This window comes from Hymenobacter terrestris, from assembly GCF_013377905.1.
GTDB lineage: Bacteria > Bacteroidota > Bacteroidia > Cytophagales > Hymenobacteraceae > Hymenobacter > Hymenobacter terrestris.
The window spans coordinates 1-26,505 of sequence record NZ_JABKAV010000017.1 but is presented as its reverse complement, the minus strand read 5'-3'; the positions used below and the strand labels follow the sequence as shown (position 1 = coordinate 26,505).

Here is a 26,505-nt window from a genome sequence, read left to right as displayed (position 1 = left end):
AGGCACGCATACTACCCGTAGTAGCACTGGCGTTTACTATCTGAAAGCCAGCGCGTGGGAAGCAACTGATGGTAGGCATGGCTTGGGAAGTTTAACGTGTTTCGTTCACTTAATCCCTATATGCCATGACCACCAACGCACCTATTTCTCTACCCTCTCTCGACGACATCGTGTTCGAGGGCCGCAACAAAGCCTACGGGGCCTACGCGCTACGTCAACTCTATGGCCGCCACCTTTTCCGGGCTGTCGCACTGGCTGTGGCGTTGGCAGCGCTGCTTATTGCCCTACCGCTTGGTATCAGCTACCTATGGCCAGCGGTGGTTGTGGTGCCGCCCATTGTAGCAACTGGGCCGGTAATCGATATTCTGCCCCCGCCTACCATCGAGCAACCGCCGGTAGTTACGCCTCCACCCAGCTCGCAGGCCACCATCACGCTGCGCACGGAAATCAGCGAAAACCTGCCGCCCACTGTAGTTGACGACACGCAGCCACAAAAGCCCCAGCAGCCCGATGTGGCCGCTCCAAACATAAACGGGCCGGTGGCGCTGGGCAACATCAACCGCGACGGTACTGGTGGTTTTGCCGACACAGCCGACCCCGGCACACCGGGCAACGACTCGGCAGCTAATTCGGCGGCTCCGGCCGTTACCAAGCCCTTTGTTTCGGTGGAAGTGATGCCCGAGTTTGCCGGTGGCCAGGCAGCGCTGGCGAAGTATCTGCAGCGCAACCTGCGCTACCCTACCTCGGCCCTGAGAGCAGGCGTTGGCGGCCGGGTATACATTGCTTTCACCGTGAACACCGATGGCTCCATTGCCGATGTGGAAGTGCTCAAGGGCTTGGGCTATGGAACCGATGAGGAAGCCATCCGGGTTATCCGGCAGATGCCCGTCTGGAAGCCCGGCTACCAGAACAACCGCGCTGTGCCGGTGCGCTACAATCTGCCTATTACCTTTACTTACCAATAGTCATGGTAGCCGGCTGCTGACAGCTTGCGCTATTGCCTTTTTTATCGTTGGCACCCAACTGGTGAAATAACCGGTTGGGTGTCTGCGTTTCTGCTTACCGGCGTGCATCAGCAGCTGGCAGCCGAACAAAAAGCGCTTATTTTTACGTTTACTCCTTATTCGGGTCTTTTTGCTTTGCCTCACTCAGTTATCATGTCCAACCTGCCGCACACCCACGAGCGCCTGGGCCGTCCTAGCCAGTCGCCCGGCTTAATCCGTTACTTTACCCTGTTTATGGCCGTGCTGTATATGGCGTTGGGGGTAAGCTTGTGGCTGGTGCCAGCCGGTATGCTTCGCCTCGATGAAACGGCCCGCAAACTGTTGGCTGGTGTCTTCGTATTTTACGGAATCATTAGATTTGTTCGCACCTACCAACAGTACTTCAAAAAGAACCGGCATGAAGCATAGCATTCTTACGGGCCTGACGGCCGGTTTGCTCGGGGTAATGGGCCTGGCAGGCTGCAATGGCGACACCAAGTCGACGGCAGTGCTCGACACGCCTACCAGCGGAACCATCCGCATCGGGGTAGATGAGACGTTTGCCCCCATCATTAAGTCGGAGGTCGATACCTTTCAGAAACTGTATCCGGATGCTCGCCTACAGGCCGTTTACCAACCCGAGCGCGACGTAATGCAGGCTTTTCTGGACGACAGCGTGCGGCTGGCCGTAGTATCGCGCCAATTGACGGAAGCCGAGTTAGCCCGCTTCAAAAGCATTCAGATAGAGCCCCGCGCCATCCGGATTGGAGTTGATGGCGTCGCCATCATCCTGCACCCCAGTAACCCCGATTCGTTGTTGACGACGGCCCAGTTGCGCGGTATTTTTACGGGCCAGCTTACGCAGTGGAACCAGTTGAGCCCCGGCAACAAAAAGGGCGAGATTACAGCTGTTTTCGACAACAATAACTCCAGCACCGCCCGCTTTGTGCAGGATTCCATCACCCGCGGAACGGCATTGGCCAAAGGTATTTTTGCCTCCGAGTCGAACCCGGCCCTACTGGATTACGTTGCGAGTCATCCGAATGCTATTGGCGTAATTGGCGTGAACTGGATTTCGGACCGTGATGATAAGGGGGTGCAAAAGCTACTTGGACGCGTGCGTGTAGCGGGCATCAGCGCTAAAGCCAGTAATAACAGCCCCGACGACTACGTGCAGCCCTACCAGGCCTACCTGGCTCAGAAAACGTATCCGCTTCGGCGTGAGCTGTATGTCATCAGCCGCGAGGCCCGGGCCGGTCTTGGCACCGGTTTTGCATCGTTTGTGGCAGGCAATAAGGGCCAGCTCATCATGCTCAAGTCCGGTTTGATGCCCGCCACCGGCCAGGTTCGTATCATTGACGTGAAATCGAACTGATTTTTTCCTTACTCTACACCAAACCTTTCTCTTATGAACATTAAGCCCTGGAAGCTCACACTCCTCGCTGCTTTATCTGTTTCCGGCACTGCCGCCCTGGCCCAGAACACGGCCGTGGACAAGGCGCTGCAAATGGAGCGCTACAATGAAGCCCGGTCTACGCTTCTTCGGCAGGGCCAGTCCAATGAAACCTCGTTCCAGTTGGGCCGCCTGTACCAGATGCGTGAAATGCCCGATTCGGCTGCGTACTACTTCAGCCGTGTCAGCTACGACAAAAAGGAACCGATGACGATGATAGCCGCCGGCCGTGCCGCGCTGGCTAAAGGCAACGCCACCGAGGCGCAGTCCAAGTTCGACGAAGCCGTAAAGGCCTCGAAGGGCAAAGACCTGAGCGTATTCACCATGATTGCCCAGGCATATGCCGAATCGGGTACCAAGGATGTCAGCAAGGCGCTGGAGTACGTGAAAGAAGGCGAGAAATTCGCTGCCAAGACCGGCAAAGACGATGCGGCCCTCATGATTGCCCGCGGCGACTTGTACCAGAAGATCGAGACGGGTGGCGGCGAGGCCATGAATAGCTACGAGCGCGCCAACACCGGCGAGCCGAACAACGTGCAGGCTTACGTACGACGCGGACAGCTGGCGTTACGCTCCCGCGACTACAACCGCGCCAAGGAGAACTTCGAGAAGGCCATCAGCATCGATGCAAACTATGCGCCGGCCTACAACGCGCTGGCCGAAACCTATTACTTCGCCGGCCGCTACGACGACGCACTGGCTCAGTTCCAGAAATACACCGCCCTGGCCGAGAATTCGACCGAAACTACGGCTAAGAACGCGGCCTTCCTGTACCTGACCCAGAAGTATCCTGAGGCCATGGTGGAAATTGACAAGGTGTTGGCCGCCGACCCGGACAACCTCGCCATGAACCGCATCAGAGCATACTCGTTGTACGAGATGGGAAAGAACGATGAGGCGATGACCGCCATGCAGCAGTATATGACTGTAGCCAAGGCGCAGGATAAGCTGATTGCCGACGACAACGTGTACTACGGCAAGATGCTGATCAAGAGCGGTAAAACAGCCGAAGGTGCTGCGCTGGTTGATGCCGCTATCAAGGCCGACCCCAAAAAGGCAACCGAGCTGCGCAAGGAGTTGGCCAAGGCCTACCTCTCTGCTAAAGACTATCCCAAGGCCATCTCGACCTACCGAAAGATGATGCAGGAGAACAACGGTGGAGAGCTGACTGACAAAGTTTATCTTGCCCGGGCTTACGAGCAGAACGAGCAGTACATGCCCGCCGACAGCCTCTACGGTGCCTTGCTGAAAGAGCGCCCCGAGTACGTACCCGGATACCAGATGCGCGCCCGCGCTAATGCCAACCTTGACCCAGACTCGAAGAAGGGCTTAGCCAAGCCTTACTATGAGGAGTACATCAAGATGGCTACTGCCTCTGACAAACCCGAAAGCTACAAGTCGGGCCTCGTAGAAGCCAACAAGTATCTGGGCTACTACTACTACCAGAAGGGAGATAAGACTGCCTCCCTGCCCTACTGGCAGCAGGCCCTGACGCTGAACCCCGCCGATGAGCAGGCCCAGACGGCTATTGATGCCATCACTAAGCCCGCTAAGGCTCCGGCTCGCCGGAAGTAGGGCTAGCAACAGGCTGTCCTATCAAGCACAAAAAAGCCCGCTACTTCGGTAGTGGGCTTTTTTTGTGCTTTGCTGAAAACTCCGTTAGCTGGGGGCCGGTGCGGCGGCGTGCTCCTCCCACATTTTCAGCACATCTGCAAAATCGGCTGGTAGCTCGGCTTCGAATTGCATGAACTCGCGGCTGATGGGATGCTCGAAACCCAGAGATTTGGCGTGCAGGGCCTGCCGGGGAAGCAAGGCAAGCGCCTTCTCGGCAAAGGCCTTGTAGGCCCCCGTACGCTGCCCATATACCACCCGGTCGCCGCCATAAGTAGCGTCGCCGAACAGCGGATGGCCAATGTGCTTCATGTGTACCCGAATTTGGTGGGTGCGGCCGGTTTCAAGGTTGCACTGCACCAGCGCCACCTGCCCAAAGGCTTGCAGCACTTTGTAGTGCGTAACCGCCGTGCGGCCGTACTCCCCCTCAAACGGAAATACAGCTTGCACCTTGCGGTCCTTGATGCTGCGGCCGATGTTGGTGCTGATGGTACCCTGCGCCTCGGCGGGCACGCCCCACACCAAGGCCAGATAGGTACGCTCGATGGTATGGTGGAAAAACTGGTTTGATAGGTAAGTCATGGCGTACTCCGACTTGCCGATAACCAGCAGCCCCGACGTGTCTTTATCGATACGGTGCACAAGGCCAGGGCGTACTTCGCCATTGCGGCCGGTAGGCAGATTAGCTAAGTGGTGCGCCAGTCCGTTTACCAGTGTACCCTGCCAGTGGCCAAAAGCTGGATGTACTACCAGTCCGGCCGGCTTATTCACCAGCAGCAGTTCTGGGTCCTCATAACGAATATCGAGGTCCATGGGCTCGGGCATCACCTTGAACTCACGGGGAGGCTCCGGCAGCGTTACCGTGATAATATCGAGGGGCTTAACGCGGTAGTTGGACTTCACCGCTTGGCTATTGACCTGCACCGCGCCAGCCAGAATAGCATTCTGAATGCGGGTGCGCGAGGTTTTGGGGATGCGCAGGAGCAGGAACTTATCCAGCCGCAGTAGCTCCTGCTTGCGATTAGCCTGGATGCGGTGATGCTCGTATAGTTCGTCGCCCCCTTCACTATCGTCACCCTCATCATCGGCTAATTCCCCAGCATGGAGTTCATCGGACGCAGCCCCATGCGTGTGAGGTGAAGGGAATTCTTGATCCAGTTCTGCCATATAACGGAAAAATCGGTGGTCTGGAGTGCGCCCGTAACGTGGGCGCGACGTATTAACAAACAGCAGCAGCCGGGGCGGAAGCCCCGGCTGCGCCGGTAAAGCCGTAAGGTAACGCGCTGGGGCGCTTACTTCTTGGTTTTAGTTTTGGTTTTGGTAGCGGCGGCGGGCACGGCCGAAGCGGCTGGAGCAGCTGGCGTGGTTACCTTGGCAGCACTGGCAGCACCGGGCGTAATACCCATTTTCTTCAGTACCAAGTCCGAAATGTCACCCTCCTTAGGGCCATGCAGCAGTACTGGGCTGGCACCATCGGAGTTGAGCACGTACGTGAAGCCGTTTTCATTCGCTACGGCATCAATAGTCTGCTGGAGCTTGTCGAGAGCAGGCTTAAGCAAGGCCTGCTGCTTCTGCTGCAACGACGTTTCGGCGCTCTGCTGGAACTCCTGAATCGATTGCTGTAGGTTCTGCAACTCCTTCTGCTTGTCGGCCCGCACGGGGTCAGGCATGGTAGCAGCGCCTTTCTGGAAGGCTTCGCCCTTAGTTTGGTACTCGGCGTATTTGGTGTCGAGCTGGTTTTTGAGCTGGGTGCTATAGTCTTTCAGCTGCGACTCAATCTGCTTGCTTTCGGGCATCTGGCTCAGCACATACTCCACGCTGGTGTAGCCGATTTTCAGCGGCGCTTGGGCCATTGAGGCAGTAGCAGTAGTGAGGGTAAGAGCGGCAATAGCCAGAGCAACGCGGATTTTGTTCATGGTAGTCGTCATCAAAAAAGGAAAAAGTCAGAAAGTTGAATATACAAAGTTACTTTTTTCGGCTGGCTGGCCGCACAGAGCGGGCAGCAGGCTGGCGCGGAGCCGGTTCGTCGGTGTCGGCCGTAGGGGCCTCGCCGGCTGGGGTGGTGGGCGGCGTAATGGATTTCACCGGACCCTTCTGGCCCGGCTGGTTGGCATCGGGCGAAGCCAAACCCAACTCCTCGATCACGAATTCAGTGTAATCGTGAACGGGATTGGTGTAGAGCATGGTAAGGTCGCCGGATTTATCGAAAACGATAGCCAACTGCTTCTTCTTGGCCACCTTCTCAATAGCCTCAAATACTACATCCTGTACCGGTTTGGTTAGTTCCTGCCGTTTGCGGAACAACTGGCCTTCAAAGCCAAATATTTTGTTGGTGTTGGTTTTGATGTCCTGCTCTTTCGCCAGAATTTCGTCTTGGCGCTTTTTCTTCATGGACTCCGTCAGAACGACTTCTTCGGCCTGATAATTCCGAAGCAGCTTATCTAGTTCCGCTTTCTGATTCTCTAAGTCTTTCTGCCAGTTAGCGGCCTGGGTATTCAGTTCCTGTTGCGCCTGCGCATACGCCGGCAGCTTACCCAGAACAAACTCGGAATCGACGTAGCCAAACTTCTGGGCCTGCGCCCTAGAAGCACCCAACAGTACCAACAACAGGGCCAAAGCGGCCGAAACGCGGAAAATTAAGTGGTTCATGTTGTTGAAAAAATGGTGGCCCCGGCCCGCTCACCATTGGCGCTACCGAATCTGCTGGCCGATGATGAAGTGGAAAATACCGCTCTTCTGCGCCGAACCGCCGGCTACACGCGGCACCTGGTCGAAGCCCCAGCCGTAATCAAAGCCTAGCAAACCGAATGCCGACATGAAAACGCGGGCCCCCACGCCTGCCGAGCGATACAGCTTGTAGGGGTTGTAGTTGGTGTAGTTATCGAACGAGTTGCCCGCTTCGGCGAAGCCAAGCACGTATACCGTGGCCGCTGGGTTTAGGCTGACCGGATAACGCATTTCCATTACGAACTTATTGTACACAACCCCGCCCGCCGAGTTAGAGCGAGCTGTTGGGATGGCACTTGCCTCGTTGGGGTCGGCGTAGCCTCGCAAACCAATAAACTCAGTACCGGCAATAAAATTGGCCTGTCCACCAAAGCCCAGACCAGCGCCACCCATCTTAAACCGCTCAAAAGGCCCGATTTGCCGGCCCGAATTATACGTCCCGATAAAGCCAAAGTGCGCCCGGGTATTAAGCACCAGCTTACCCACAATAGGCGTAAACCACGAGGCATCGAACATCCACTTATGGAACTCCACCCACTCGATTACGTCTGGGTGCGACCCTGGAAACACCGAATATGGCGGCGTCAGGCTCAGGCTCAAAGACAGCGAGGAGCCACGCCGCGTAAAGGTCGGGTTATCGATGCTGTTGCGCGAGAGCGTAGTGTTGAGCGTAATATTGGTAGCGTTGCCCGAACCAGTTGGGAAAAAGCCTCCACCAATATCGCCGTAGCGGTCAAGCTTATATTGCGTTATCGACAGTCCGTTGGTGAGCGTAAAGTAGTCGTCGGGCCAGCGTAGGCGGCGCCCCAGTGCCAAACTGGCACCGTTAGTCTTGAGCGACCCCGCATTGGCATCGAAGCTGCTGCCGTTGCGCAGAATCGTTTTAGTCAGGCTTACCGACAGCGAGTTAGGCTTACGCCCACCCAGCCAGGGCTCGGTAAACGAGAACGAGTAGGCCTGGTACTGGGGGCCGTTGGCCTGCACGTTCAACGACAGGCGCTGGCCGTCGCCCGATGGCACAGGCGTCCAGTTTTTCAAGGTAGCAGCCTTGCGTAGTGAGAAGTTGTTAAATACCAGGCCCACTGTACCGATAAAGCCCGCGTAACCGCCCCAGCCACCCGAAAGTGTAATCTGGTCGGAAGGCTTTTCCTCCACTGTATAATTGATGTCCACGGTACCGTCGGCTTGGTTAGGCACCGGGTTGAGACCAATTTTCTCGGGGTCGAAGTAGCCCAGCGTAGCCAACTCGCGCTGGCTACGAATCAGGTTTTCGCGGCTGAACTTGTCGCCGGGTAGGGTGTAAAGCGTCCGGCGCACCACGTGGTCGGAGGTTTTGGTGTTACCCGCAATCCGCACCTCTTTCACCCGCGCCTGCACGCCTTCCGAGACGCGCATCTCGATGTCGATAGAGTCGCCATCCACGCGTGTTTCAACCGGCTCGATGTTAAAGAACAGGTAGCCGTCGTTCATATAAAGCGACGTTACATCCTGGCCGGTAGGGTTGTAGTTGAGGCGCTTATCAAGCGTTTCCTTGCTGTACACGCTGCCCTCCTTAATGCCCAACACCGAGGCCAGCGTCTTGTCGTCGTAGAGGTAGTTGCCGTTCCAGCTGATGTTGCGGAAGTAATACTTCGGCCCCTCATCTACCCTTACGGTCAGCTTTAGCCCGTCATCTACCCGGGTCAGCGAGTCCGACACGATAGTTGCGTCGCGGTAGCCCTGCGCGTTGTAGAAATCGAGCAGCAGCTGTTTATCGTCCGCAAATTCCTTTGCCTGATACTTGCCCGAGTTAAAGAACTTGGGAAATTTCTTCTCCTTGGTTTTCTTGAACTTCCCTTTCAGCTTGCCATCAGTGAAAGCCGTGTTACCCAAGAAATCAATTTCTTCAATTTTGACTTTGGAGCCCTTTTCCACGTTAATGGCCAGCACCACGCTGTTCGACAGCGACGAGTCGGGCCGCTGCACAATATTCACCTTGGCGTCGAGAAACCCCTTGTTGGTGTAAAACTTGCGCACTTGAGCACGAGTATTGCTCAGCAGCGCATCAGTGACCACCTTACCGCGGATGAGCTTGATCTTGTTTCTCAGTTCTTCTCCCTGGCCTTTGCTAATGCCCTCGAATACAAATTTCGACAGGCGGGGGCGCTCCTTGAGGTTAAAATCCAGAAACACACGCCCGCTTTCCACGCGGGCAATGCTCACACTTACGTCGCCCAGAATTCCCTGGTCCCAGAGCTTGCGGATAGCCCGACCGATTTCCTCACCCGGAATTGTGATGGGGTCACCCACTTTCAACCCCGAAAGGCCGATAAGGGTATTAGGATCGAGGTAGCGGGCGCCGCTGATGGTGATGCCGCCCAACGTGTAGCGCTGGGGCTCATCGGCCGTGCTGGCGGCAGCGGCTGGAGCGGCTACCTGGCCGAGGGCGGTAGTAAGCGGTGCCGTGCCCAGCGTAAAGGCCAGGGCGGCTACCGGAAGGATTTTGTGGTAGGGAGAACTCATCTTCGATTACGAAACGGTTAGCTGCTCACTGGTTTTACCGAACCGACGCTCCCGCTGTTGGTAGGCCCGCAGGGCATCATAAAGGTGCTGGCGCCGGAAATCGGGCCAGAGCAAATCGGTAATGAACAGTTCCGTATAGGCCAGTTGCCACAACAGGAAATTACTTATGCGCTGCTCGCCACTGGTGCGGATGAGCAGTTCGGGGTCGGGAATGCCAGCCGTGGAAAGATAACCAGCTACGGTTGACTCGGTTACCTGCTCAGGTTGGAGCCGCCCGGCCGCTACCTCCGTAGCAATACGGCGGCTGGCCTGAGCCAGGTCCCAGCGGCCGCTGTAGCTGAGGGCTAGCACCAACGTCATGCGGTTACCGTCCTTGGTCAACTCCATCGCCTCAGCCAGTTCTTTCTGGCACGAAGCCGGCAGGTTGTCAATCTGACCAATGGCTTGCAACCGGATGCTATTTTTAAGCAGTGTAGGCGTTTCCTTGCGGATGGTATGTACCAGCAGTTGCATCAGGGCCGTCACTTCGATGGCCGGGCGCGCCCAATTTTCGGTCGAAAAAGCATAAAGCGTCAGGTAGCGCACGCCGGCTTCGGCCGCACCTTCCACCGTTTCCCGAACTGCCGTAATGGCACTCTGGTGGCCGAAGATGCGTAAGCCACCCTTCTGCTTAGCCCAACGGCCGTTGCCATCCATAATTATGGCAACGTGCGCGGGAATATTTTGAGAATCAATTTCGGACCGGACGGCCATTGGCGCTTTTTGCGTAAAGAGGTCGCAAGTTACGTAAATGGTTGCATTACTTGTCCCGGAATACTGACTGTCACCCCTTCCCCCCAACAACCAACGGCCCCCACCACGATATGTAGCGGAGGCCGAGCAGACCGATAGGCTTAATAGCCCTTCAGGGCTACTTCATCTTCACCTTGTCGTCACGTTTGTCAGGGCAGTGGATTTTATAGAAAGTATACGAAATACTCAACCCATTGTAGAAATACCAGTCCTGGTCATTCGGGTTGCCTATCCTATCGGTCTGCCCACGACTTTTGCCGTCGATATGGTCCAAGTTATCGGTAAAGGTCTTGCGGGCACCCACTTCCAATCCTAAGTTCCAGTGCCTCGAAAGCGCATACTTGAACCCAACCCCCACCGGCACGGCCAGACTGAGCGTGCTTCCTTTCTTATCCAATTCTGGAAAAGCGTTGCTCTCTACCTCCGTATTAGCGTAGAAGCCCGCCAAACCTATAAATACATAGGGCGTAAAGTGGACCTTATCAAGCCGGTCATGGAAATCGAAGAAATTATATTCGATGCCACCCGAGAGTTCCAGCAAATTACCCTTCAGGTGGGCGTCGCGGTAGGCCGATAGTGGCAGCTGATTTCCGTTGAGCCCACGCACATTGCGGTCATCGGCACGTAGCATACCACCCATTATTGCAGCCCGGGCAGTTACCGCACCCGAAAGGTCGCGACGGTAAAAGGCCGTTATAGCAGGGCGGTTGTTACGGAACTGGTAGTGTGGGGCAAGCTCACCTTTATACACAAGCCCACCTGCACCCAGCCCAATTTCACTGGTCGTCTGGGCTCCGGGAACCTGCGCTTTTACGATACCGCCAAAAAAAACACTCCCTACCGACCCAAGGCCGATAAGGAGCGTTTCAAGAGAAGTTACTTTCATCATTAGACTGACTGGCAGTTGAGTAATACGACAGCCAGTAAGAATGGCTACCGGAATTTAGGGTTACGAACCCGCGGTGCAAGTATATAATTTACCGAGACACCCAACGTGGTGTACCAATCTTTTTCGTTGCTCTTACCTCGCTGACCATTTGCCTGCTGAGCCTCGGTATAAGTGCCAGCTAGTTCACGGGTGACATCCCAGCCAAAATATTTAGCATCATCTGAACCGAGCAAAGAACGGTCGGCAACGTAGTTGGTGCTTACGTCATCCAGGTAATCAGTGAATGTCTTGCGGAAGCCCAACTCTAAGCCGATATCAAAACTCTTATTGAGCTTGTAGCGGGCACCAGCACCGAAAGGAATGACAAACTGCGTGAGGCTATACCCACTCGATTGTCCTTCCGTCCTCAACGGTTGCAGAGCGACTATATTGCCTGTCTGATTCTCACCTTTGGGGTTATGGCGGATAACACCTACACCACCAAACAGATAAGGAACAAAGTCAGGACGCTTGATATAGTTATTCCGGTTTTCGACTAAGTCGAATATACCTACGCCGGCCAATTCAAAGATGTCGTTACGGAAGTTCATGTTCCGATTGTAACGGTACTTGGCGTCCCCATCGTTCTGATCAGCGGCTTTGGCGTCGTCTCCTGTAATACGGCCATACGAGAGCGAGGCGCGGGCCGATATCCGGGGCGTAAAGCGGTGGGTAAGGTTCAGCCCTATGTTAGGGCGGGTAGCACCGGCACGGAAGCTGGGAATGCTTGGCTTCGGCGTAATGTCGCCGAAGTAGTTCATGGCATTCAGCGACACACCAACCGTGTTATACTGCTTGCGCTTGCTGAATTGCTGCGCATCGGCCTCCGATGCCAGCATCGTGAGGGCCAACAGCGGGGCGGCGGTAAGGGCGAAAAACTGTTTCATACTCTGGCGTTATTTAAAAATATCGTTTCCGGGGAGGGAGCTGAAAGTGTAAAAACCACAGTTTCAGCCGAAGACAAAAGTAATGCTTCGTAGGAACTAAAAAAAGAAATGTCCAAAAAAAGGATTAAATCGACACGTCAGCAGGATTTCTCCGATCTAGTCCCCAGTTCAATTTGCTGCGCAAGGTACTAAGGAAGTTGACCTGATTGAGTTTGACTAGCTGAGCGTTGAAGTTTTCCCGACGAACAGCGACCTGAATACCAGCTTCGACGGTGCGGGAACGGGAATCGAGCGACAATAAGAAATTGTTGCTTCTTCCTTCAATCTCGAAGGAAATTACGCTCCGGTCGGGCACAATTAGAGGTCGTACATTCAGATTGTGAGGGCATACGGGAGCGATAACAAAATTGTTCGTTTGGGGTAGCATTACCGGGCCGCCGCAACTAAGCGAGTAGCCCGTTGATCCGGTAGGCGTGGCCACAATCAGGCCATCGGCCCAGTAGGAGTTCAAATATTCGCCATCAATATAGGTGTGCACGACAATCATCGACGAGCTGTCGCGCTTGAGAATGCTGAACTCGTTGAGGCCGAAATTGATGTCACCGAACGTGTCGGGGTCAGTATCAACCCGGATGAGGCTGCGCTCTTCGAGCACGAAGTGGCCCTTGTACAGAGCATCAATGGCTGGCAGAATAGTTTCGGGCGAAATGGTGGCCAAAAAACCCAGCCGGCCGGTGTTGATGCCCAGAATCGGAATTTGCAGCGCCCCTACATAAGTAACGGTGTCAAGCAGCGTACCGTCGCCGCCGATGCTGAGCACAAAGCGGCAGCCGGCGAGCGAGTCGGTACGGCCGAAACAACTCATGCCTTCGGGGATGGTTACGTACTGACTGAGGTACTCGTGGAAGCTGTGCTCGATGCAAACCTCAGCCTGTCGACGCAGCAAATCGTCGAGCAACGCTTGCAGTACAGGAGCCTGCTGCTCGGCGAACGGCTTGCCCAGAATAGCTATTTTCATGTTGACAAGATAGCGTGAGCGGCTTTAACCGGTTGCATCAGATAGGAAACTGGGTGCGGAAGAAAACGCCGCCCTGCTGCTCGCGGGTACGGGCGTACTCGAGCGTAAACACCCAATCATAGTACGTGACTAGGTGCAGGCCGACACCGGCCGATGCCAGCAGGCGGTTGGGTAACTGGTTGGTAGCTGGCGCAGCCTTTTGCCCGACGTAGCCCACATCGGCAAAGGTATTTAAATAAAACACCAGCGGAATGCTATTGAAGCGGCTGCTGGGTACGCCATTGAGCCGGATCTTTCCCAAATCCAACAGGCGGAGCGAAAGGCCCTGCTGCAGTAAGCCGAGCCGGCGGCCTTCCACGGCGTAGGCATCATAGCCGCGCACGAGTAAGTCATAGCCCAAAGCGCGGTTGTCGGGGTAGGCCAGGGCGCGGGCCACCCGCAGCTGCCCGGTGGCACCCACAGAATAGTAGAACGGCCCGCCCAAAGCTACATAGCGGGCGTAGCGGCCCCGTAGTGTGAGGCTGCCGGGTGTATAACTATCTAGGAAGGAGCGGTAGCCAACCTGCAATTGGGCATACTGGCCGGTGAGTGGATAGGCAAAGGTGTTGCGGCGGTTGATTGTGGTGGTCAGGTTGAGTTCGAAGTACTCGCGCCGTGGGCCGTTGAGAAAGTAGCGCGGGTTGTAGTAGAGGACTGAATCGGAAACCTGCTCGCGGTGGTAGGAGCCGTCGAGGGCGGCCAGCAACTGCACAGTGCGGCGCCAGCGCAGGCCCACGGTGGCATATTGGCGCTCGATGGGAAACCCTTCCTCCTGGCGCAGGTTGCGGAGGCGGTCGTTGAGGGTAGCGTAGTCGAGGGCGCGGGCACGGTAGTAGGAATAGCCGGCCCCGAAGCCCACCCGGCGGCGGCGTCCGTAGCCAGGAGCCTCATAGAACAGCTCATACTTGCGGTTGAAACCCAGCTGCAGATTAGTTAACAGCTGCTCGTTGCGCCCCCGAAAGTTGCGGCGCACTACGTGCAGACCATAATCAACCCGCTGCCAACGGTCGGGGCGTTCGCGCCACGATGCGAAGTTGCGGTCGGCCAGCGAGAAGATGGGAACAGGGAAAAGGTACCAGCGCTCCTGAAAGCTGTAGAGCACGGTTAGCTCGCCCTCGCGGCACACGGCCTTCACCAATACTTGGTGAAACAACTGCAGATTGAACAGGCGGCGACGGTTGAGTTCGAGGCTGCGGGCCAGGGTAGCAGCACTCAGCGTGTCGCCCTCGGTGAAGTCGAGCTCGGCCCGCAGCACCACTTCTTTAGTTACCTGATTACCGGCAAACAGCACCCGACCCACCCGCAGCCGGTCGTAGCCAGGGCATTGGGCCTGCACAAGGCTATCGGGACCTGCGCGGCGGAGCGTGTCGGAGAGCGGGGCGGCCAGCAGCGAAGCGGCCGGAGCAGGGCCCGCCGGAATGCGCGGGGCAGCCGAGCCGGGCAGCCCGCTCAACCATAGCAACAGCAGCGTAATCAGCACCCGTATCAGCCGGCTCAGACGTTCAGGTAGCGCAACAGGGCATCGTAGCGCTGCTGTTCGTCCTCATCGGGCTCCCCGGCCCCGCTGAACTGGGCCGTGATGGAGTAGTTGAACCGCTCCAGCGTAGCTATAATACGGGCTAGGTTAGGCGTGTTTATCTTGAGTGTGAGGCGGATGCGGTAGGGGTCGTGCTCGTCCTGGGCCACATGGGCGCTGAGGATTTTAGCGTCGTTTTCCTCTACGTAGCGGCTGATTTGCGTGAGCGAATAGTCGCGCTCCTCCATCGAAAGCACCAGAATACCCAGCTGCCCGCTGGAAGCCGGCACCTTACCAAAAGCGGCCAGCGTATCGCTCACCGTTACCACGCCCAAGTATTCGCGCTGGTCGTCGAGCACGGGCACGAGCTGGATGTTGTTCTGCACCGCCAGCTCGATGATGTTGTAGAAGTGCTGGTCGTGCTGCACGTGCACATCGGCGTACTGCAACTGCAGGCTACCGAGCAGGCGTTCCTCACCACCCTCGCTTTCCTGGTCTAGCAGATCCGACTCGGTGACGAGTCCCCGGTAGAGACGTTCGTCGAGTACCGGCAGTTGGCCCACGTGGAATTCCTCCAGCCAGCGGGCGGCCTTCTCCGTAGTGTCCGTCACCTTGAGCGGCGGCACCAGCGGGTTCAGTAGTTCTTCGGCGAGGATGGAGTTCATGAGCAGAGCAGTAAAGCAGGGCAGGCGCCGGCCGTATAAGCCCGGTGCCCGGCCGAAGGTTTGCGCGGCCTCGCCGGGGCCTACGCTATGTACGCTAGATAAGACACTTCTTATCAAAAACAAAGAGCCACCCAACCGGCCAGTGGTTGCATAAACCCTGGCGGCCAGTTAAGAAGCTACGAAGCTTGGCGGCCAGTGGTTTGCAAAAAGCCCATGAGTAGCCTGTTGAACTCGGCGGGACGCTCCATCATGGGGGCGTGGCCGCAATGGTCGAGAAAGCGCAGCTCGGAGTTGGGCAATAGCCGGTGGAACTCGTGCCCCACTACGGGAGGCGTAATAGTATCGTTGAGGCCCCAAACGAGCAGTGTGGGCGCTTTTATGCGGCTCAGCTCCTTGGACAGATTATGCCGCTGAGCCGAGCGGGCAATGCTGATGATGCGCAGGCATTTTGCGTTGGAGTTGGTGACACTGAACACCTCATCGACCAACTCGCGGGTAGCCACGGTGGGGTCGTAGAAGGTGTAGGCCACTTTTTCCTCCACGTAGGCATAATTACCGCGCTTTGGGAACGAGCCGCCCATGCCGTCCTCGAAAAGGCCACTGCTGCCGGTGAGCACCAGCCGGGCCACGCGGGTCGGGTTCTGCAGCGCGTACACCAGCGCAATGTGGCCGCCCAGCGAGTTGCCCAACACCGTGCAGGGTTCCTGCAAACCAATTTCGGCCAGAAACTCCTCTACGAAGCTCACCAGTCCCGGCACACCGGCCTTCAGCAGGGGCATATCGTAGATGGGCAGTAGCGGAATAACGACACGGTAGCGGGTCCTGAACTCGGTAATAACATCTTCCCAGTTGCTGAGCGCCCCAAACAGGCCATGCAGCAGCAACAGCACCTCGCCGGTGCCTTCATCTACGTACCGAAACTCGCTTTTCTCCTGAATCCGCAACGTCATCTTTCACTAGCCTAATAAACCGGCCGGCGGGGCCGGGGCGGTAGTTGCAATGATACAACTCTGCACCCAATTGCCGAGCATTTCCAACCCGTGGGTGGTAAGCAGGGCCTCGGGATGGAACTGTACGCCGTGCAAAGGTAAGCTACGATGGCGCAGGGCCATGATTTCGGCACTGGCATCAGTGGTAACGGCCAACGCCTCTAACACCGGCGGCAGCCCGCGCACGGCCAGCGAGTGGTAGCGCGTAACGGCCATGCGGGCCGGCAAGCCTGCCCAGAGCATGTCGGGCACGGTCCAAATAACGTCTGACACCTTGCCGTGCATGGGCCGCGCACCACGCACCACTTCGGCCCCGAAAAACTGGCCCAGCGCCTGATGACCCAGGCATACGCCCAGCATCGGCAGCCGCTGATGAAACTCCTCGATAACGGCCAGCAGATTGCCCGCCCCCGCCGGTGTACCCGGCCCCGGCGACAACACCACGGCCTCGGGGGCTAGGGCCACCAACTCGGCCAGCGGCACATCGTTGCGGCGCACCAGTACCTCGCACCCCAGCTGCCGCAAATAGTCGAGCAGGTTGTAGGTGAAAGAGTCGAAGTTGTCGAGTAGCAACAGGCGCATCTTTTTGATCAGTGCTTAGTGCTTGACAAGTAGAGATTTGGCCGCTCCAAAAAGGCTGAATTCCGCTTGAACGGCTTAAGTATTATCCCCCAAACATCAAGCTTAAACCTAGAATACTTCCCGCAGGCGGGTGAGCAGAGTGCTGGCGAAAGGCATGGCGAAACCAACGACTTGCAGGGCCGCAGGCGTGGCCTCGCGCACATAGGGCAGCACCTGCGAATCGGCGGCCAGCTGGGGCGAAATAAGCGGCACACCGGCCGATTCGACACCGTAGAGCAATAAACTCAGGCCCAGTACCCATTTCAGTATGCCGCCCACGGCCCCGCCCAGGTTGTCGAGAAATCCTAGCGGCGTGAGGTGCACGGCCGTTTTAAGCAGGCCGCTGAGTAGGTGTACCCCCCAGCCAATGGCGGCAAACACCAGCACGAACGATACCAGCGGCAGCAGCCCGAAGGCTTCGCCCACATAGTGCCGCACCAGCGGAATGGCATCGTTGAGCAGAGCCAACCCGCCCACCAGCCCCAGCACCAGCGCCAGCAGCGTGGCAACCTCCAGCACCAGTCCGCGCCGGTAGCCCTGCACGGCCCCGATCCCCAGCGGAATCAGCAGGAAAATATCGAAGGTGGACATGTAACGGGAAAGCCTAGAGGACTGAGGGCACTGCTAATGGCACGGTGTAGGGTGCGAGGCTTGCCCCCGCCCGCTGTTAGACGATTCAAATCCGAGCCGTTCAACGGCGGGCGGGAACAAGCCCCGCACCCTACACCGTGCGCAGATATTCGCTAGAAATTCGTGTTGTTGAGCAGGTTGCTGACGGTTTGGGAGATGAGGCGGCCGTCGGCTAGGCCAGCCAGCTCGCGGGCGGCCACGCCCATTACTTTACCCAGGTCGGAGGGGCCGGTGGCGCCTACGCGCTGGATAATGTGGACAAGTTTCTCCACCAATTCGGCTTCGGAAAGCTGCTTGGGCAGATACTCTTCGATGATGGCCAGCTCGTTGAGCTCCACTTCTTCGAGGTCGGAGCGAAACTGCTCGTTGTAGGTTTGCGCGGCCTCGCGGCGCTGCTTGGCCTGCTTGGTGAGCAGCTTCATTTCGGCATCAGAAGTGAGGGCCGCGCCGTGCTGACCCTCGGCCGTTTCGGCCAGCAGTATCTGCGACTTGATGCTGCGCAGCGTGGTCAGGCGCAGCTTGTCTTTGGCCAGCATGGCTTTTTTGATGTCGGCGTCGATGGTTTCTTTCAGGGACATGGTTCAGGGGATAAGGAAGAGGCAAAATTACGGCTTAATCCCGGATGCAGCGCAGTTAGCACCCCGGCCCGACCAATGACAGCAGGGCCGTGCGGAAGCTGGCCGGGTCGTCGAGGTAAAGGGCCAGCTGGCTGACTTTTTGCGGCCGGCCGTAGGGTCCACTGGCATAGTGAGGCTCGTTCAGAGTGAGTAGCAGGTTAGGCGGGGTGAGCAGCAAGCGAGCCGCATTAACGAGGCCCGGCGTGGCAGACGGCACATCGTTGATTGGAATGCAGGCGGTAATGAGCGTAGCGGGCAGGCGTAATTCCCACAGAAAGCCCACCCGCAGCACCAGCTCGCCGCTGTCCGTCAGGCGCACCGGCCGTAAGCGCACAGCCCGCAGATGGGCCAGCAGCAGCAGCAAACCATAACCGTGCAACAGCCCTCCCCACAGCGCCGCCGTGGGACTCCAGCGCAACAATAGCACATGCGCCACCCCCATTTCCACCACCGACAACAGCCCCACCGTGGCCAAGGAAGCCGTAAATGCCGAATTGCGGTAGGCAGTGAAAACATGGTCGGCAGGCCGGACTTCGGCGCGGGCCCGCCAGCTCAGCAAAGCGTAATACACCAGGCTGATTTCGGTAACCACGAACGTAAGCGGCCTTTCGAAAACACTCTGAAAGGCGGCTTGCAGGCTGGCTACCACGTCGGGGGTTTGGACATGAGCCAAGCGAAAAGCCTGGCGCAGACGGTGCAGATTCAGTAGCCCCAGCATCAGCACCAGCCCCTCGGCAGCCACCAGGCCGTATTTGGTCCAGGCCAAATAGGTTTGCTGGGCAGGCGGCAGCAGCCAGAACGCCAGCGCCACCGCGCCGGCGAAGGCGGTAGCCACCGTACCGACCGGCAGGCGGTAGGGCCGCACCACCAGCAGATAGAACAGCGTTGGCAGCAACACCACCAAATCGAAGCTGACGGCAGCAGGCAATGCGGGCCTAAACGCAAAGTCTGACCGCTGGATGATGAGAAATTCAACCCCGACTACGGCCAGCAGCAACAGGGCAAACCCGGCGGCAAAGCGGTAACGGGCAAACGGCGCGGCAGTCATGAACTTCAACTTTAAAAGACCCCGGGCTGTTGGGGCTACGTATCTTTACGGCCCCGTACTTTTCTTTCAGCCCGCCCCCGGTATGACGAAGCTTAGCGTAAACATAAATAAAATAGCCACCCTGCGGAACGCGCGCGGTCACAACCGTCCCGATTTGCTGCAGGCCGCCCGCGACATTGAGCGGTTTGGCGCCGAAGGTATTACGGTGCACCCCCGCCCCGATGAGCGCCACGTCCGCTACCAGGATGTGCGCGACCTAAAGGCCGTGGTAAAAACCGAGTTGAACGTAGAGGGCAACCCGACGCCCGATTTCCTGGATTTAGTGCGCGAAGTACGGCCTGAGCAGGTAACGCTGGTGCCCGACGCACCCGATGCCATCACCTCCAACGCCGGCTGGAATACCATTGAGCACCAAGACTATCTGCACGGCATTGTGGCCGAACTGAAAGGCCTGGGCTGCCGCGTGAGCATCTTCCTCGACCCCGTGCCTGAACTGGTGCGCGCCGCCGCCGCCACCGGCACCGACCGCATCGAGCTCTATACCGAAGACTACGCCCGCCACTACCACGCCGACCGCGAAGCCGCTCTCCTGCCCTACCGTGAAGCCGCCCAGTTGGCCCAGCAGCTCGGCCTGGGCCTCAATGCCGGCCACGACCTCGACCTCGACAACCTCGCCTACATGGCCCAGAATCTGACCGGCCTGGCCGAAGTCAGTATCGGCCACGCCCTGGTATGCGACGCGCTGTACCTGGGGCTAGAAAACACGGTGCAGCTGTACAAGCGGTGTCTTTCAGCGGTTAAGAATTAGAACGAAAGTGTAGATTTCAAGCTCCGTTTCATTCAGCAAAGTCATTTTAATTCAATCAATGCCCCGTCTTACCCTGCCTGATTTTCTGCAAACCGAAGCCAACGGACCTATTCTGGATGTGCGGGCGCCGGTCGAGTACACGCAGGGGCACATTCCGGGGGCCGTGAGCTTCCCGCTGTTTACGGATGAGGAGCGGGCGCGCATTGGCACTACCTATAAGCAGCAAAGCCAAGACAAAGCCGTGCTGCTGGGGCTCGATTTGTTCGGCCCCCGCATGAGCCAGATGGTGAAGTTGGCCGGCAAGCTGGCCTCGAACAAGCAGGTGCGGGTGCATTGCTGGCGCGGCGGCATGCGCTCGGGAGCCGTGCAGTGGCTGCTGGAGCTGGCCGGTTTTAAGGTGCAGCTGCTGGATAAAGGCTACAAGGACTACCGCCACTGGGCGCTGGCCGAGTTTGAGCAGCCTCGCACTATGTGGGTGCTGGGTGGCCTTACGGGCTCGGGTAAAACCGATGTGCTGCACGCGCTGGCGGCCCAGGGCCAACCCATGCTCGACCTCGAAGGATTGGCATCTCACAAGGGGTCGGCGTTCGGTAGCATCGGCCAGCCCGAGCAGCCCACCCAGGAGCAATTTGAAAATGACTTAGCCTCCCAACTGGCCGCGCTGTCCGCCGAGGCCCCATTTTGGGTGGAAGATGAAAGCCGCGGCATCGGGCGCGTGGCAGTGCCCGGCGGGCTGTTCGAGCAGTTGCGCATGGCTCCGCTGGTGGTGCTGGAGATTCCGCGCGAGGTGCGCGTGGCCAAGCTGGCCGACGAGTATGGCCGCCAGGACCCGGCCGCGCTGGCTGCCTCGATACTGCGCATCCGTAAGCGCCTGGGCGGGCTGGCTACCAAGGAAGCCCTATCGGCCATCGGCGAAAACGACATGCCTAAAATGGTGAGCCTCGTGCTCGACTACTACGATAAAACCTACTCGCACGGCCTCGACGGCCGCCCTTTTATCACCGTGCCCTCCGACACCTGCGACCCGGTGATAAACGCCGGGCTGGTGTTGGCGGCGGCGCAAGCGGCCTTCCCTACGAAAGCAAGCTGAATAGTTCTGCCAATATCCCCGCATCCCGCTGCGCCTCTCTGTAGGAACCTAACCTGAAACAATCGACATGACTGAAACCGATAAAATCCGCCTGACCCAATACAGCCACGGCGCGGGCTGCGGCTGCAAAATCGCGCCCAAGGTGCTCGACCAGATTCTGCACACCAGCCTGCCCCAGCCCACCCACGACAAGCTACTGGTAGGCAACGCCTCGCGCGACGATGCGGCCGTGTACGACATCGGCGGCGGACAGGCTGTTATCAGCACCACCGACTTCTTCATGCCGATTGTGGATGACGCCTACGATTTCGGACGAATTGCTTCGGCCAACGCTATTTCGGATGTGTACGCCATGGGCGGGCGGCCCATTATGGCCATTGCCGTTTTGGGCTGGCCCATTGACAAGCTGCCGCCCGAAGTGGCCCGCCGCGTGATTGAAGGCAGCCGCAGCATCTGCGCCGAGGCAGGTATCCCGCTGGCCGGCGGCCACAGCATCGACTCGCCGGAGCCCATTTTCGGCTTGGCCGTAACGGGGTTGCTCGACATCAAAAACCTCAAGCAAAACGACACGGCCACCGCTGGGTGCGAGCTGTACCTAACCAAGCCGCTGGGTGTAGGTATGCTGACTACGGCCCAGAAAAAAGGCATTCTGCGTCCCGAAGACGAGCAGCTGGCACCCAGGAGCATGATGATGCTGAATAAAATCGGGGCCGAGCTGGGGCCGCTGGAAGCCGTGCGGGCCATGACCGACGTAACGGGTTTTGGGCTGCTGGGCCACCTGGCCGAGGTGTGCGAGGGCAGCAACCTGACCGCTGAAATCGAGTTCGATAAAGTGCCGCTGATTCCGGAGGCCGCCGCCTACTACGCCCAGAAGTCGATTCCGGGTGGTACAGTGCGCAACTGGGATTCGTATGGCCACAAGGTGGGCGACGTAACCGACGAGCAGCGCGCTTGGCTCTGCGACCCCCAGACGTCGGGTGGCCTGCTTGTGTGCGTTGACCCCGCCGGCCGCGAGGCGGTGCGGACCGTATTCGAACAGCACGGCTTGGCGCTGGAGCCGTTTGGTACGTTGCGCGCCCACCAGGCCGACGAACCCTGGATTCTGGTGAGCTAAGCCTACCGGATGAAGCTCCTCTCTTTCCTGCGGCCGTTGCTGGAGGTGGCCGCGCTGGGGGCTGCGCTGGTGCTGGGGCTGCGGCTGTTCAGTGGCCTGTTCAGCCGCAAAAGCCACACCTACCGGCTCAACTATGCCCGGCAGTTGCGGCTGTTATTTTGGCCGCTGCTGTGTTTGGGCGTGGGACTGCCGTTTCTGGGGGCGTTTTTTTACGCCGACACGCTGGCTCCGCACGAATGGATTCTGCTGCTGCTGATGACGGTGGTCGTGCTGGGCTTTGCGGGGCCGGCGCTGTTACTACATGGGCAGTACGGCATCAGTAACCTGCACACTACGCTGGTTTTCGAGCCCAAGCAGAACCGGCTGGAAGTGTACGAGGATGCTACCCGGATTCCGTTTGAGAAGCACGACCTGTTGCGCGTTGAGCGGGTTACTTGCCGCTCGCGCCGCCCCTTCTGGAGCCCCTACGACTACCTGCGCCTGCACCTGCGCAACGGACAAAGCATCACCCTGACTTCGGCGCTGACTGACCTGCAGTCCCTGACGGAGTTCCTGCGCAACACACCGCTGGAACGGCGCCAGGCCTGGATTTGCTGGCTGTAGAGGCCCGCATATCGGTTATTACATACAGGCCACTTATGCTGGTTTCTTCGCGCTTTGTGCGTAGCTTTTCAGTTATCAGGCCCCCAACACACTCCCGGGTGGCTGCGTTATCAGCCGTAATCAGAATAGACACCAAGATTAAGCGTTGATTCGCAGCTGCAGAATAATAGTACATTTAGCCATCAGTGCCGCACTTGGGCCCCGTTGCGCCAGAGTATATAAACTCTCCCCTTATCTGCTTCTAATGCGGTGCCTTCTGCTCGTTGCCTTGCTGCTCGTTGCCTTGCTGCTCAGCAGCCTGTGGGGACAGGCAGCCTCTGTACCCGAGCTGCGGCAGCAACTGCAGACCCAGCCGGCCGATACGGGCCGCGTACGACTGCTGAACGAGTTGTGCTATATACTGCACGACAACCGCCCGACCCAGGCTCTGCGCTACGGCGAACAATCCGTGGTACTGGCCCGCAAGTTAGCCGACCGCCCCGGCCTGATGCGCGGGCTGCTGGCGCTGGCCAGCTGCTACGCCAACCTGGCTGATGGCCCGCACGCGTTGGAGCTGCAGCAGGAAGCCCTGCTGCTGGCCCGGCAGTTGCGCTCCAACGATGGGTTGGTGCGCAGCTTTACGGGCATGGGCAGCGTGTACCACGAGCGCAATGACACAGCTGCCGCCTTGCTCAACTACCGCCGGGCCCTGCGCTTTGCCTATGAGCCCGAAGTGAAGGTAAGCTCGCAGCTCATGCTGTTTGGCAACCTGGGCAACCTGTATTTCACGATGCGTTACCGCTCGCGGGGTATGCTGTTTACCCGTCGGGCGCTGGAGCTGGCCCGCCGCCACGGCGACCAGGCCGGCGAGTCGCTGTACTTGGCCAACTTGGGCACATACTACCTGCAGATGAAGCGGATGGGCACGGCCGAAGGCCTGCTGCGCAAAGCCGTGAGCCTGCTGGAGCCGTTGCCCGGCCAGCGCTTCGAGGCCGGCCACCTGGAGCTACTGGCCACGGTGTTACTGCTCAACAATGAGTTGGAGGAGGCTGAGGAACTCACCCGCCGGGCCCTGACGCTGGCCCGCAACCTCGACTATCAGGAGCGGGTGCTCGATGCCTACAGCCTGCTGGCCGACATCAATGCTGCCCGCCGCGAGTACGACCAAGCCTACGAGTGGCAGCTGCGGTTTCGCAGCCTCAACGACAGCCTTAACAGCCGCTCGCGCCTACAAACGCTGCTGGCCCTGCAAACCCGCTACGAAACGGCCGATAAAGAGCGAATTATTCAGCAGCTCACCGACCGCGAAAACGTGATGCAACAGCGCAACCGGGCCCAGATTGTTGCCATCGTGACGCTGCTGCTGGGTCTGGGCGGGGCCGGGCTGCTCTATACCAAGCTCCGCCGTAGCCGCGCCGCAGTGGCCGCCAATAATCAGGCACTGGAGCGCACTTCGGCCGAGTTGCGCCAGGTAGCGGCTTCCAAGGACCGACTTTACGCCATTGTGGCTCACGACCTGCGCGGCCCCGTCACGTCGTTTGCCAGCGTTACCGAACTGATTGATTTTTACCTGCGTCAGGGCGACGAGGCCGGCCTGCGCCGCCTGCCCGAGCTGGTGCGCCAATCGGCCCACCAACTCAATCACCTGCTCGATAACCTGCTCAACTGGGCCGTTAGTCAGACGGGCGAACTGGCCTTCCGGCCGCAGTTATTGGGCGTGGCCGATCTATTCGGAGACATCCACCGTCTGTATGCCAACGCATTGGTGGCCAAACAGCTTACTATGCACCTCGATGCCGGACCGGACCTGTTGCTCTGGGCCGATTCCCACATGACCCAGACCATCCTGCGCAACCTGGTAGGCAATGCCCTAAAGTTTACACCTTCGGGCGGGCACATTAGGCTGGAAGCCCAGGAGAGCAGCCCCGGACGGATAACGCTGCGGGTAGAGGACACAGGTTCAGGGATGCCGACCGAGCAGGTGGCCGCGCTGCACCGCTCCGAAGCCCTGGCTCCGCCCCTGCAGGGCCCGCGCTCGGGCACAGGGCTGGGGTTACTGTTGTGCCGGGCTTTCTCCAGCCGGCAGGCCGGCTCATTGCGCATCGAAAGCACGCCTGGCCAGGGCACCACGGTATATGTTACCCTACCCGCAGCCCTGCCCGAGGCACCGGCCCAAGAGAGTTAAGTGGAGCGCTAACAGAAGGAAGTCGCCGCTGCCCAACCCATTTCGCTATTTTTGCGGATATGCTGCAACTTCACTACCGAGAAACGGGGCAGGGCACCCCGCTGGTCATTCTGCACGGCCTGTTTGGCACCCTCGACAACTGGCAGACGCTGGCCCGGCGCTGGGCTGAGGCCGGCCACCGCGTCATTTCGGTTGATTTGCGCAACCACGGCCGCTCGCCCCATTCGCCCGAGCACACCTACAACGCCATGGCTGCCGATGTGCTGGGCTTGTTCGACCAGCTGGGCCTGAGCCCTGATACGACGCTGCTCGGCCACAGTATGGGCGGTAAAGCGGCCATGCGCTTCGCCCTCGATTACCCCGACCGCCTGGGCAAGCTCATTGTGGTTGATATTGCCCCCCGCGCCTCCGATATGCGCCACCAAGATGCCATTTTGGACGGACTGAACTCGGTCGACTTTACGCAGTGCACCGGCCGCCAAGCCGCCGACGACGCACTGGCCCGCCATATTTCTAGCTTCGGCGTACGGCAGTTCCTACTCAAAAACCTCTACCGCCAGGACGATAACTCGTTTGCCTGGCGCGTGAACTTGCCCGTGCTCACGGAGCAGATGACCAGCATCGGGGTCGAAATAACGGGTAATCAGCCCTTCCTCAAGCCCGCACTGTTCATCAACGGCGGCACGTCCGATTATATCGACGCCGAAGACAAGCTGCACGGCATCCCGGCCCTGTTTCCTAACTCGCAGGTAGCCACCGTGCTCGACGCCGGCCACTGGGTACACTCCGAAAAGCCCGACGAAGTGTTCGGGCTGGTGCAGGATTTTGTGGGGATGTAGCTGAGCATAACTATCATCCTGAGTGCAACGAAGCACTTGCACAGAGGCTTTTTATTGATTGAGTCAGCTTCTGCGTAGGTCCTTCGCAAGCTCAGGATGACAAGAGCCTTTGCCCACTTATTCACCGAGTTACTCATTCATCCACTCCCAAGATGCCCGGCACGCTTTACCTGATTCCAACCATTCTGGCCGACGACACGGAGGCGCAGGTACTGCCGCCACAGGTGCCGGCGCAGGTAGCGGCGCTGTCGTGCTTTCTGGTGGAAAACGCCCGTACGGCCCGCCGCTTTATCAAGCGTGTGGCGCCGGAGCACGTTATCGAGCAGCTGCGCATCAGCGTGATTGACAAAGACAGCACCGAAGCCCAGGTGCAGGCAGCGTTGCAGCCCGTGCTGCAGGGCCAGGATGCGGGCGTAATTTCGGAGGCCGGCTGCCCCGGCATTGCTGACCCGGGGGCCGAGCTGGCCCGCCGCGCTCATCAGTTGGGCATTACGGTGGTGCCCCTGGTGGGGCCCAGCAGCCTGCTATTGGCCCTGATGGCTTCGGGTATGAACGGGCAGAGCTTCACGTTTCACGGCTACCTGCCCATTGAGCGGGGCCCGCGGCTGGCGGCCATCAAGAAACTGGAGCAACAGGCGCTACAGCTGCACCAGACCCAGCTGTTCATCGAAACGCCCTACCGCAACCTGCCCCTGCTCGATGATTTGCTTGCCGGCCTGCACTCCGGCACCCGGCTCTGCGTAGCGGCCAGTCTCACCGCCCCCAACGAATTCATCGTCACCGACACAGTAGCTGGCTGGCGCAAGCGCCCCAAACCGGATATCCACAAGCAGCCGGCGGTATTTTTGGTAGGGCAGTAGG

At 58.6% G+C, this 26,505-nt stretch carries 26 protein-coding genes; 11 read left to right on the top strand and 15 right to left on the bottom strand.

Going from position 1 to position 26,505, the window contains the following annotated elements:
• Nucleotides 1-125: 125 nt before the first annotated feature.
• The 4 genes from HW556_RS08140 to HW556_RS08125 are packed head-to-tail and all read left to right on the top strand — an operon-like array spanning nucleotide 126 to nucleotide 4,011.
• On the top strand, nucleotides 126-965 hold the full coding sequence (locus tag HW556_RS08140; RefSeq protein ID WP_176899533.1) for an energy transducer TonB: 840 nt from the start codon (nucleotides 126-128) through the stop codon (nucleotides 963-965).
• A 24-nt stretch (nucleotides 966-989) separates the two neighbouring features.
• Complete coding sequence (locus tag HW556_RS08135; protein WP_176899532.1) at nucleotides 990-1,412, top strand: hypothetical protein; 423 nt, start codon at nucleotides 990-992, stop codon at nucleotides 1,410-1,412.
• Nucleotides 1,402-2,358: a PstS family phosphate ABC transporter substrate-binding protein gene (locus HW556_RS08130; RefSeq protein ID WP_176899531.1), complete on the top strand. Its 957-nt coding sequence runs from the start codon at nucleotides 1,402-1,404 to the stop codon at nucleotides 2,356-2,358. Before HW556_RS08135 ends, HW556_RS08130 begins: the two co-directional genes overlap by 11 nt.
• Nucleotides 2,359-2,391: 33 nt before the next feature.
• Nucleotides 2,392-4,011, top strand: a complete 1,620-nt coding sequence (locus tag HW556_RS08125) for a tetratricopeptide repeat protein (protein ID WP_176899530.1) — start codon at nucleotides 2,392-2,394, stop codon at nucleotides 4,009-4,011.
• Nucleotides 4,012-4,095: 84 nt separating this feature from the next.
• On the opposite strand, the gene HW556_RS08120 is transcribed toward HW556_RS08125, so the two are convergent.
• From HW556_RS08120 to HW556_RS08050, 15 genes are all read right to left on the bottom strand, one after another.
• Nucleotides 4,096-5,214 carry an RluA family pseudouridine synthase gene (locus HW556_RS08120; protein ID WP_176899529.1) on the bottom strand — a complete coding sequence of 373 codons (1,119 nt, stop codon included), beginning with the start codon at nucleotides 5,212-5,214 and terminating at the stop codon, nucleotides 4,096-4,098.
• 125 nt (nucleotides 5,215-5,339) lie between these two features.
• Nucleotides 5,340-5,975, bottom strand: a complete 636-nt coding sequence (locus HW556_RS08115; RefSeq protein ID WP_176899528.1) for an OmpH family outer membrane protein — start codon at nucleotides 5,973-5,975, stop codon at nucleotides 5,340-5,342.
• Between the two features lie 37 nt (nucleotides 5,976-6,012).
• Nucleotides 6,013-6,696 (bottom strand): OmpH family outer membrane protein, encoded by a 684-nt coding sequence (locus HW556_RS08110; protein WP_176899527.1) that lies wholly within the window; start codon nucleotides 6,694-6,696, stop codon nucleotides 6,013-6,015.
• Nucleotides 6,697-6,738: 42 nt separating this feature from the next.
• Nucleotides 6,739-9,276 carry an outer membrane protein assembly factor BamA gene (gene bamA / locus HW556_RS08105; protein ID WP_176899526.1) on the bottom strand — a complete coding sequence of 846 codons (2,538 nt, stop codon included), beginning with the start codon at nucleotides 9,274-9,276 and terminating at the stop codon, nucleotides 6,739-6,741.
• A 6-nt stretch (nucleotides 9,277-9,282) separates the two neighbouring features.
• Nucleotides 9,283-10,029: an isoprenyl transferase gene (locus HW556_RS08100; RefSeq protein WP_176899525.1), complete on the bottom strand. Its 747-nt coding sequence runs from the start codon at nucleotides 10,027-10,029 to the stop codon at nucleotides 9,283-9,285.
• A 157-nt stretch (nucleotides 10,030-10,186) separates the two neighbouring features.
• Nucleotides 10,187-10,957: a type IX secretion system protein PorG gene (gene porG / locus HW556_RS08095; protein WP_176899524.1), complete on the bottom strand. Its 771-nt coding sequence runs from the start codon at nucleotides 10,955-10,957 to the stop codon at nucleotides 10,187-10,189.
• 44 nt (nucleotides 10,958-11,001) lie between these two features.
• Entirely contained in the window at nucleotides 11,002-11,883 is an 882-nt protein-coding gene (locus HW556_RS08090; protein ID WP_176899523.1) for a DUF6089 family protein, read from the bottom strand.
• Between the two features lie 124 nt (nucleotides 11,884-12,007).
• A complete protein-coding gene (locus HW556_RS08085; RefSeq protein WP_176899522.1) occupies nucleotides 12,008-12,901 on the bottom strand; it encodes an NAD kinase in 894 nt (297 codons plus the stop codon).
• Nucleotides 12,902-12,938: 37 nt separating this feature from the next.
• Nucleotides 12,939-14,420, bottom strand: coding sequence for a POTRA domain-containing protein (locus HW556_RS08080; protein ID WP_176899521.1), 1,482 nt, complete (start codon nucleotides 14,418-14,420; stop codon nucleotides 12,939-12,941).
• Between the two features lie 14 nt (nucleotides 14,421-14,434).
• Complete coding sequence (locus HW556_RS08075) at nucleotides 14,435-15,121, bottom strand: CBS domain-containing protein (RefSeq protein ID WP_176899520.1); 687 nt, start codon at nucleotides 15,119-15,121, stop codon at nucleotides 14,435-14,437.
• A 176-nt stretch (nucleotides 15,122-15,297) separates the two neighbouring features.
• A complete protein-coding gene (locus tag HW556_RS08070) occupies nucleotides 15,298-16,071 on the bottom strand; it encodes an alpha/beta fold hydrolase (RefSeq protein WP_176899519.1) in 774 nt (257 codons plus the stop codon).
• A 6-nt stretch (nucleotides 16,072-16,077) separates the two neighbouring features.
• Nucleotides 16,078-16,692 (bottom strand): anthranilate synthase component II, encoded by a 615-nt coding sequence (locus tag HW556_RS08065; protein WP_176899518.1) that lies wholly within the window; start codon nucleotides 16,690-16,692, stop codon nucleotides 16,078-16,080.
• Between the two features lie 108 nt (nucleotides 16,693-16,800).
• On the bottom strand, nucleotides 16,801-17,322 hold the full coding sequence (locus tag HW556_RS08060) for a CvpA family protein (RefSeq protein WP_176899517.1): 522 nt from the start codon (nucleotides 17,320-17,322) through the stop codon (nucleotides 16,801-16,803).
• A 152-nt stretch (nucleotides 17,323-17,474) separates the two neighbouring features.
• Complete coding sequence (locus HW556_RS08055; protein WP_176899516.1) at nucleotides 17,475-17,939, bottom strand: GatB/YqeY domain-containing protein; 465 nt, start codon at nucleotides 17,937-17,939, stop codon at nucleotides 17,475-17,477.
• Nucleotides 17,940-17,994: 55 nt separating this feature from the next.
• The gene (locus HW556_RS08050; RefSeq protein WP_176899515.1) at nucleotides 17,995-19,026 is read right to left on the bottom strand and encodes a hypothetical protein; all 1,032 of its coding nucleotides are present in this window, start codon (nucleotides 19,024-19,026) and stop codon (nucleotides 17,995-17,997) included.
• Between the two features lie 82 nt (nucleotides 19,027-19,108).
• On the opposite strand from HW556_RS08050, the gene HW556_RS08045 reads away from it, so the two are divergent.
• The 7 genes from HW556_RS08045 (at nucleotide 19,109) to HW556_RS08015 (ending at nucleotide 26,504) form a co-directional block, all read left to right on the top strand.
• The gene (locus HW556_RS08045; RefSeq protein ID WP_176899514.1) at nucleotides 19,109-19,834 is read left to right on the top strand and encodes a pyridoxine 5'-phosphate synthase; all 726 of its coding nucleotides are present in this window, start codon (nucleotides 19,109-19,111) and stop codon (nucleotides 19,832-19,834) included.
• Nucleotides 19,835-19,892: 58 nt separating this feature from the next.
• On the top strand, nucleotides 19,893-20,924 hold the full coding sequence (gene mnmH / locus HW556_RS08040) for a tRNA 2-selenouridine(34) synthase MnmH (RefSeq protein WP_176899513.1): 1,032 nt from the start codon (nucleotides 19,893-19,895) through the stop codon (nucleotides 20,922-20,924).
• A 67-nt stretch (nucleotides 20,925-20,991) separates the two neighbouring features.
• Nucleotides 20,992-22,038, top strand: coding sequence for a selenide, water dikinase SelD (selD, locus tag HW556_RS08035; RefSeq protein ID WP_176899512.1), 1,047 nt, complete (start codon nucleotides 20,992-20,994; stop codon nucleotides 22,036-22,038).
• Between the two features lie 9 nt (nucleotides 22,039-22,047).
• Nucleotides 22,048-22,641 carry a hypothetical protein gene (locus tag HW556_RS08030; protein WP_176899511.1) on the top strand — a complete coding sequence of 198 codons (594 nt, stop codon included), beginning with the start codon at nucleotides 22,048-22,050 and terminating at the stop codon, nucleotides 22,639-22,641.
• A 244-nt stretch (nucleotides 22,642-22,885) separates the two neighbouring features.
• Complete coding sequence (locus HW556_RS08025) at nucleotides 22,886-24,805, top strand: sensor histidine kinase (RefSeq protein ID WP_176899510.1); 1,920 nt, start codon at nucleotides 22,886-22,888, stop codon at nucleotides 24,803-24,805.
• Nucleotides 24,806-24,864: 59 nt separating this feature from the next.
• The gene (locus HW556_RS08020) at nucleotides 24,865-25,644 is read left to right on the top strand and encodes an alpha/beta fold hydrolase (RefSeq protein ID WP_176899509.1); all 780 of its coding nucleotides are present in this window, start codon (nucleotides 24,865-24,867) and stop codon (nucleotides 25,642-25,644) included.
• 152 nt (nucleotides 25,645-25,796) lie between these two features.
• Nucleotides 25,797-26,504 (top strand): SAM-dependent methyltransferase, encoded by a 708-nt coding sequence (locus tag HW556_RS08015; protein WP_176899508.1) that lies wholly within the window; start codon nucleotides 25,797-25,799, stop codon nucleotides 26,502-26,504.
• Nucleotide 26,505 lies beyond the last annotated feature (1 nt).

What these genes read in the sequence shown, in the direction of transcription:
- HW556_RS08140 (WP_176899533.1), top strand. Translation starts at nt 126, where the DNA reads ATGACCACCAACGCACCTATTTCTCTACCCTCTCTCGACGACATCGTG.
- HW556_RS08130 (WP_176899531.1), top strand. Translation starts at nt 1,402, where the DNA reads ATGAAGCATAGCATTCTTACGGGCCTGACGGCCGGTTTGCTCGGGGTA.
- HW556_RS08125 (WP_176899530.1), top strand. Translation starts at nt 2,392, where the DNA reads ATGAACATTAAGCCCTGGAAGCTCACACTCCTCGCTGCTTTATCTGTT.
- HW556_RS08120 (WP_176899529.1), bottom strand. Translation starts at nt 5,214, where the DNA reads ATGGCAGAACTGGATCAAGAATTCCCTTCACCTCACACGCATGGGGCT.
- HW556_RS08115 (WP_176899528.1), bottom strand. Translation starts at nt 5,975, where the DNA reads ATGACGACTACCATGAACAAAATCCGCGTTGCTCTGGCTATTGCCGCT.
- HW556_RS08110 (WP_176899527.1), bottom strand. Translation starts at nt 6,696, where the DNA reads ATGAACCACTTAATTTTCCGCGTTTCGGCCGCTTTGGCCCTGTTGTTG.
- bamA (WP_176899526.1), bottom strand. Translation starts at nt 9,276, where the DNA reads ATGAGTTCTCCCTACCACAAAATCCTTCCGGTAGCCGCCCTGGCCTTT.
- HW556_RS08100 (WP_176899525.1), bottom strand. Translation starts at nt 10,029, where the DNA reads ATGGCCGTCCGGTCCGAAATTGATTCTCAAAATATTCCCGCGCACGTT.
- porG (WP_176899524.1), bottom strand. Translation starts at nt 10,957, where the DNA reads ATGATGAAAGTAACTTCTCTTGAAACGCTCCTTATCGGCCTTGGGTCG.
- HW556_RS08090 (WP_176899523.1), bottom strand. Translation starts at nt 11,883, where the DNA reads ATGAAACAGTTTTTCGCCCTTACCGCCGCCCCGCTGTTGGCCCTCACG.
- HW556_RS08085 (WP_176899522.1), bottom strand. Translation starts at nt 12,901, where the DNA reads ATGAAAATAGCTATTCTGGGCAAGCCGTTCGCCGAGCAGCAGGCTCCT.
- HW556_RS08075 (WP_176899520.1), bottom strand. Translation starts at nt 15,121, where the DNA reads ATGAACTCCATCCTCGCCGAAGAACTACTGAACCCGCTGGTGCCGCCG.
- HW556_RS08070 (WP_176899519.1), bottom strand. Translation starts at nt 16,071, where the DNA reads ATGACGTTGCGGATTCAGGAGAAAAGCGAGTTTCGGTACGTAGATGAA.
- HW556_RS08065 (WP_176899518.1), bottom strand. Translation starts at nt 16,692, where the DNA reads ATGCGCCTGTTGCTACTCGACAACTTCGACTCTTTCACCTACAACCTG.
- HW556_RS08060 (WP_176899517.1), bottom strand. Translation starts at nt 17,322, where the DNA reads ATGTCCACCTTCGATATTTTCCTGCTGATTCCGCTGGGGATCGGGGCC.
- HW556_RS08055 (WP_176899516.1), bottom strand. Translation starts at nt 17,939, where the DNA reads ATGTCCCTGAAAGAAACCATCGACGCCGACATCAAAAAAGCCATGCTG.
- HW556_RS08050 (WP_176899515.1), bottom strand. Translation starts at nt 19,026, where the DNA reads ATGACTGCCGCGCCGTTTGCCCGTTACCGCTTTGCCGCCGGGTTTGCC.
- HW556_RS08045 (WP_176899514.1), top strand. Translation starts at nt 19,109, where the DNA reads ATGACGAAGCTTAGCGTAAACATAAATAAAATAGCCACCCTGCGGAAC.
- mnmH (WP_176899513.1), top strand. Translation starts at nt 19,893, where the DNA reads ATGCCCCGTCTTACCCTGCCTGATTTTCTGCAAACCGAAGCCAACGGA.
- selD (WP_176899512.1), top strand. Translation starts at nt 20,992, where the DNA reads ATGACTGAAACCGATAAAATCCGCCTGACCCAATACAGCCACGGCGCG.
- HW556_RS08030 (WP_176899511.1), top strand. Translation starts at nt 22,048, where the DNA reads ATGAAGCTCCTCTCTTTCCTGCGGCCGTTGCTGGAGGTGGCCGCGCTG.
- HW556_RS08025 (WP_176899510.1), top strand. Translation starts at nt 22,886, where the DNA reads ATGCGGTGCCTTCTGCTCGTTGCCTTGCTGCTCGTTGCCTTGCTGCTC.
- HW556_RS08020 (WP_176899509.1), top strand. Translation starts at nt 24,865, where the DNA reads ATGCTGCAACTTCACTACCGAGAAACGGGGCAGGGCACCCCGCTGGTC.
- HW556_RS08015 (WP_176899508.1), top strand. Translation starts at nt 25,797, where the DNA reads ATGCCCGGCACGCTTTACCTGATTCCAACCATTCTGGCCGACGACACG.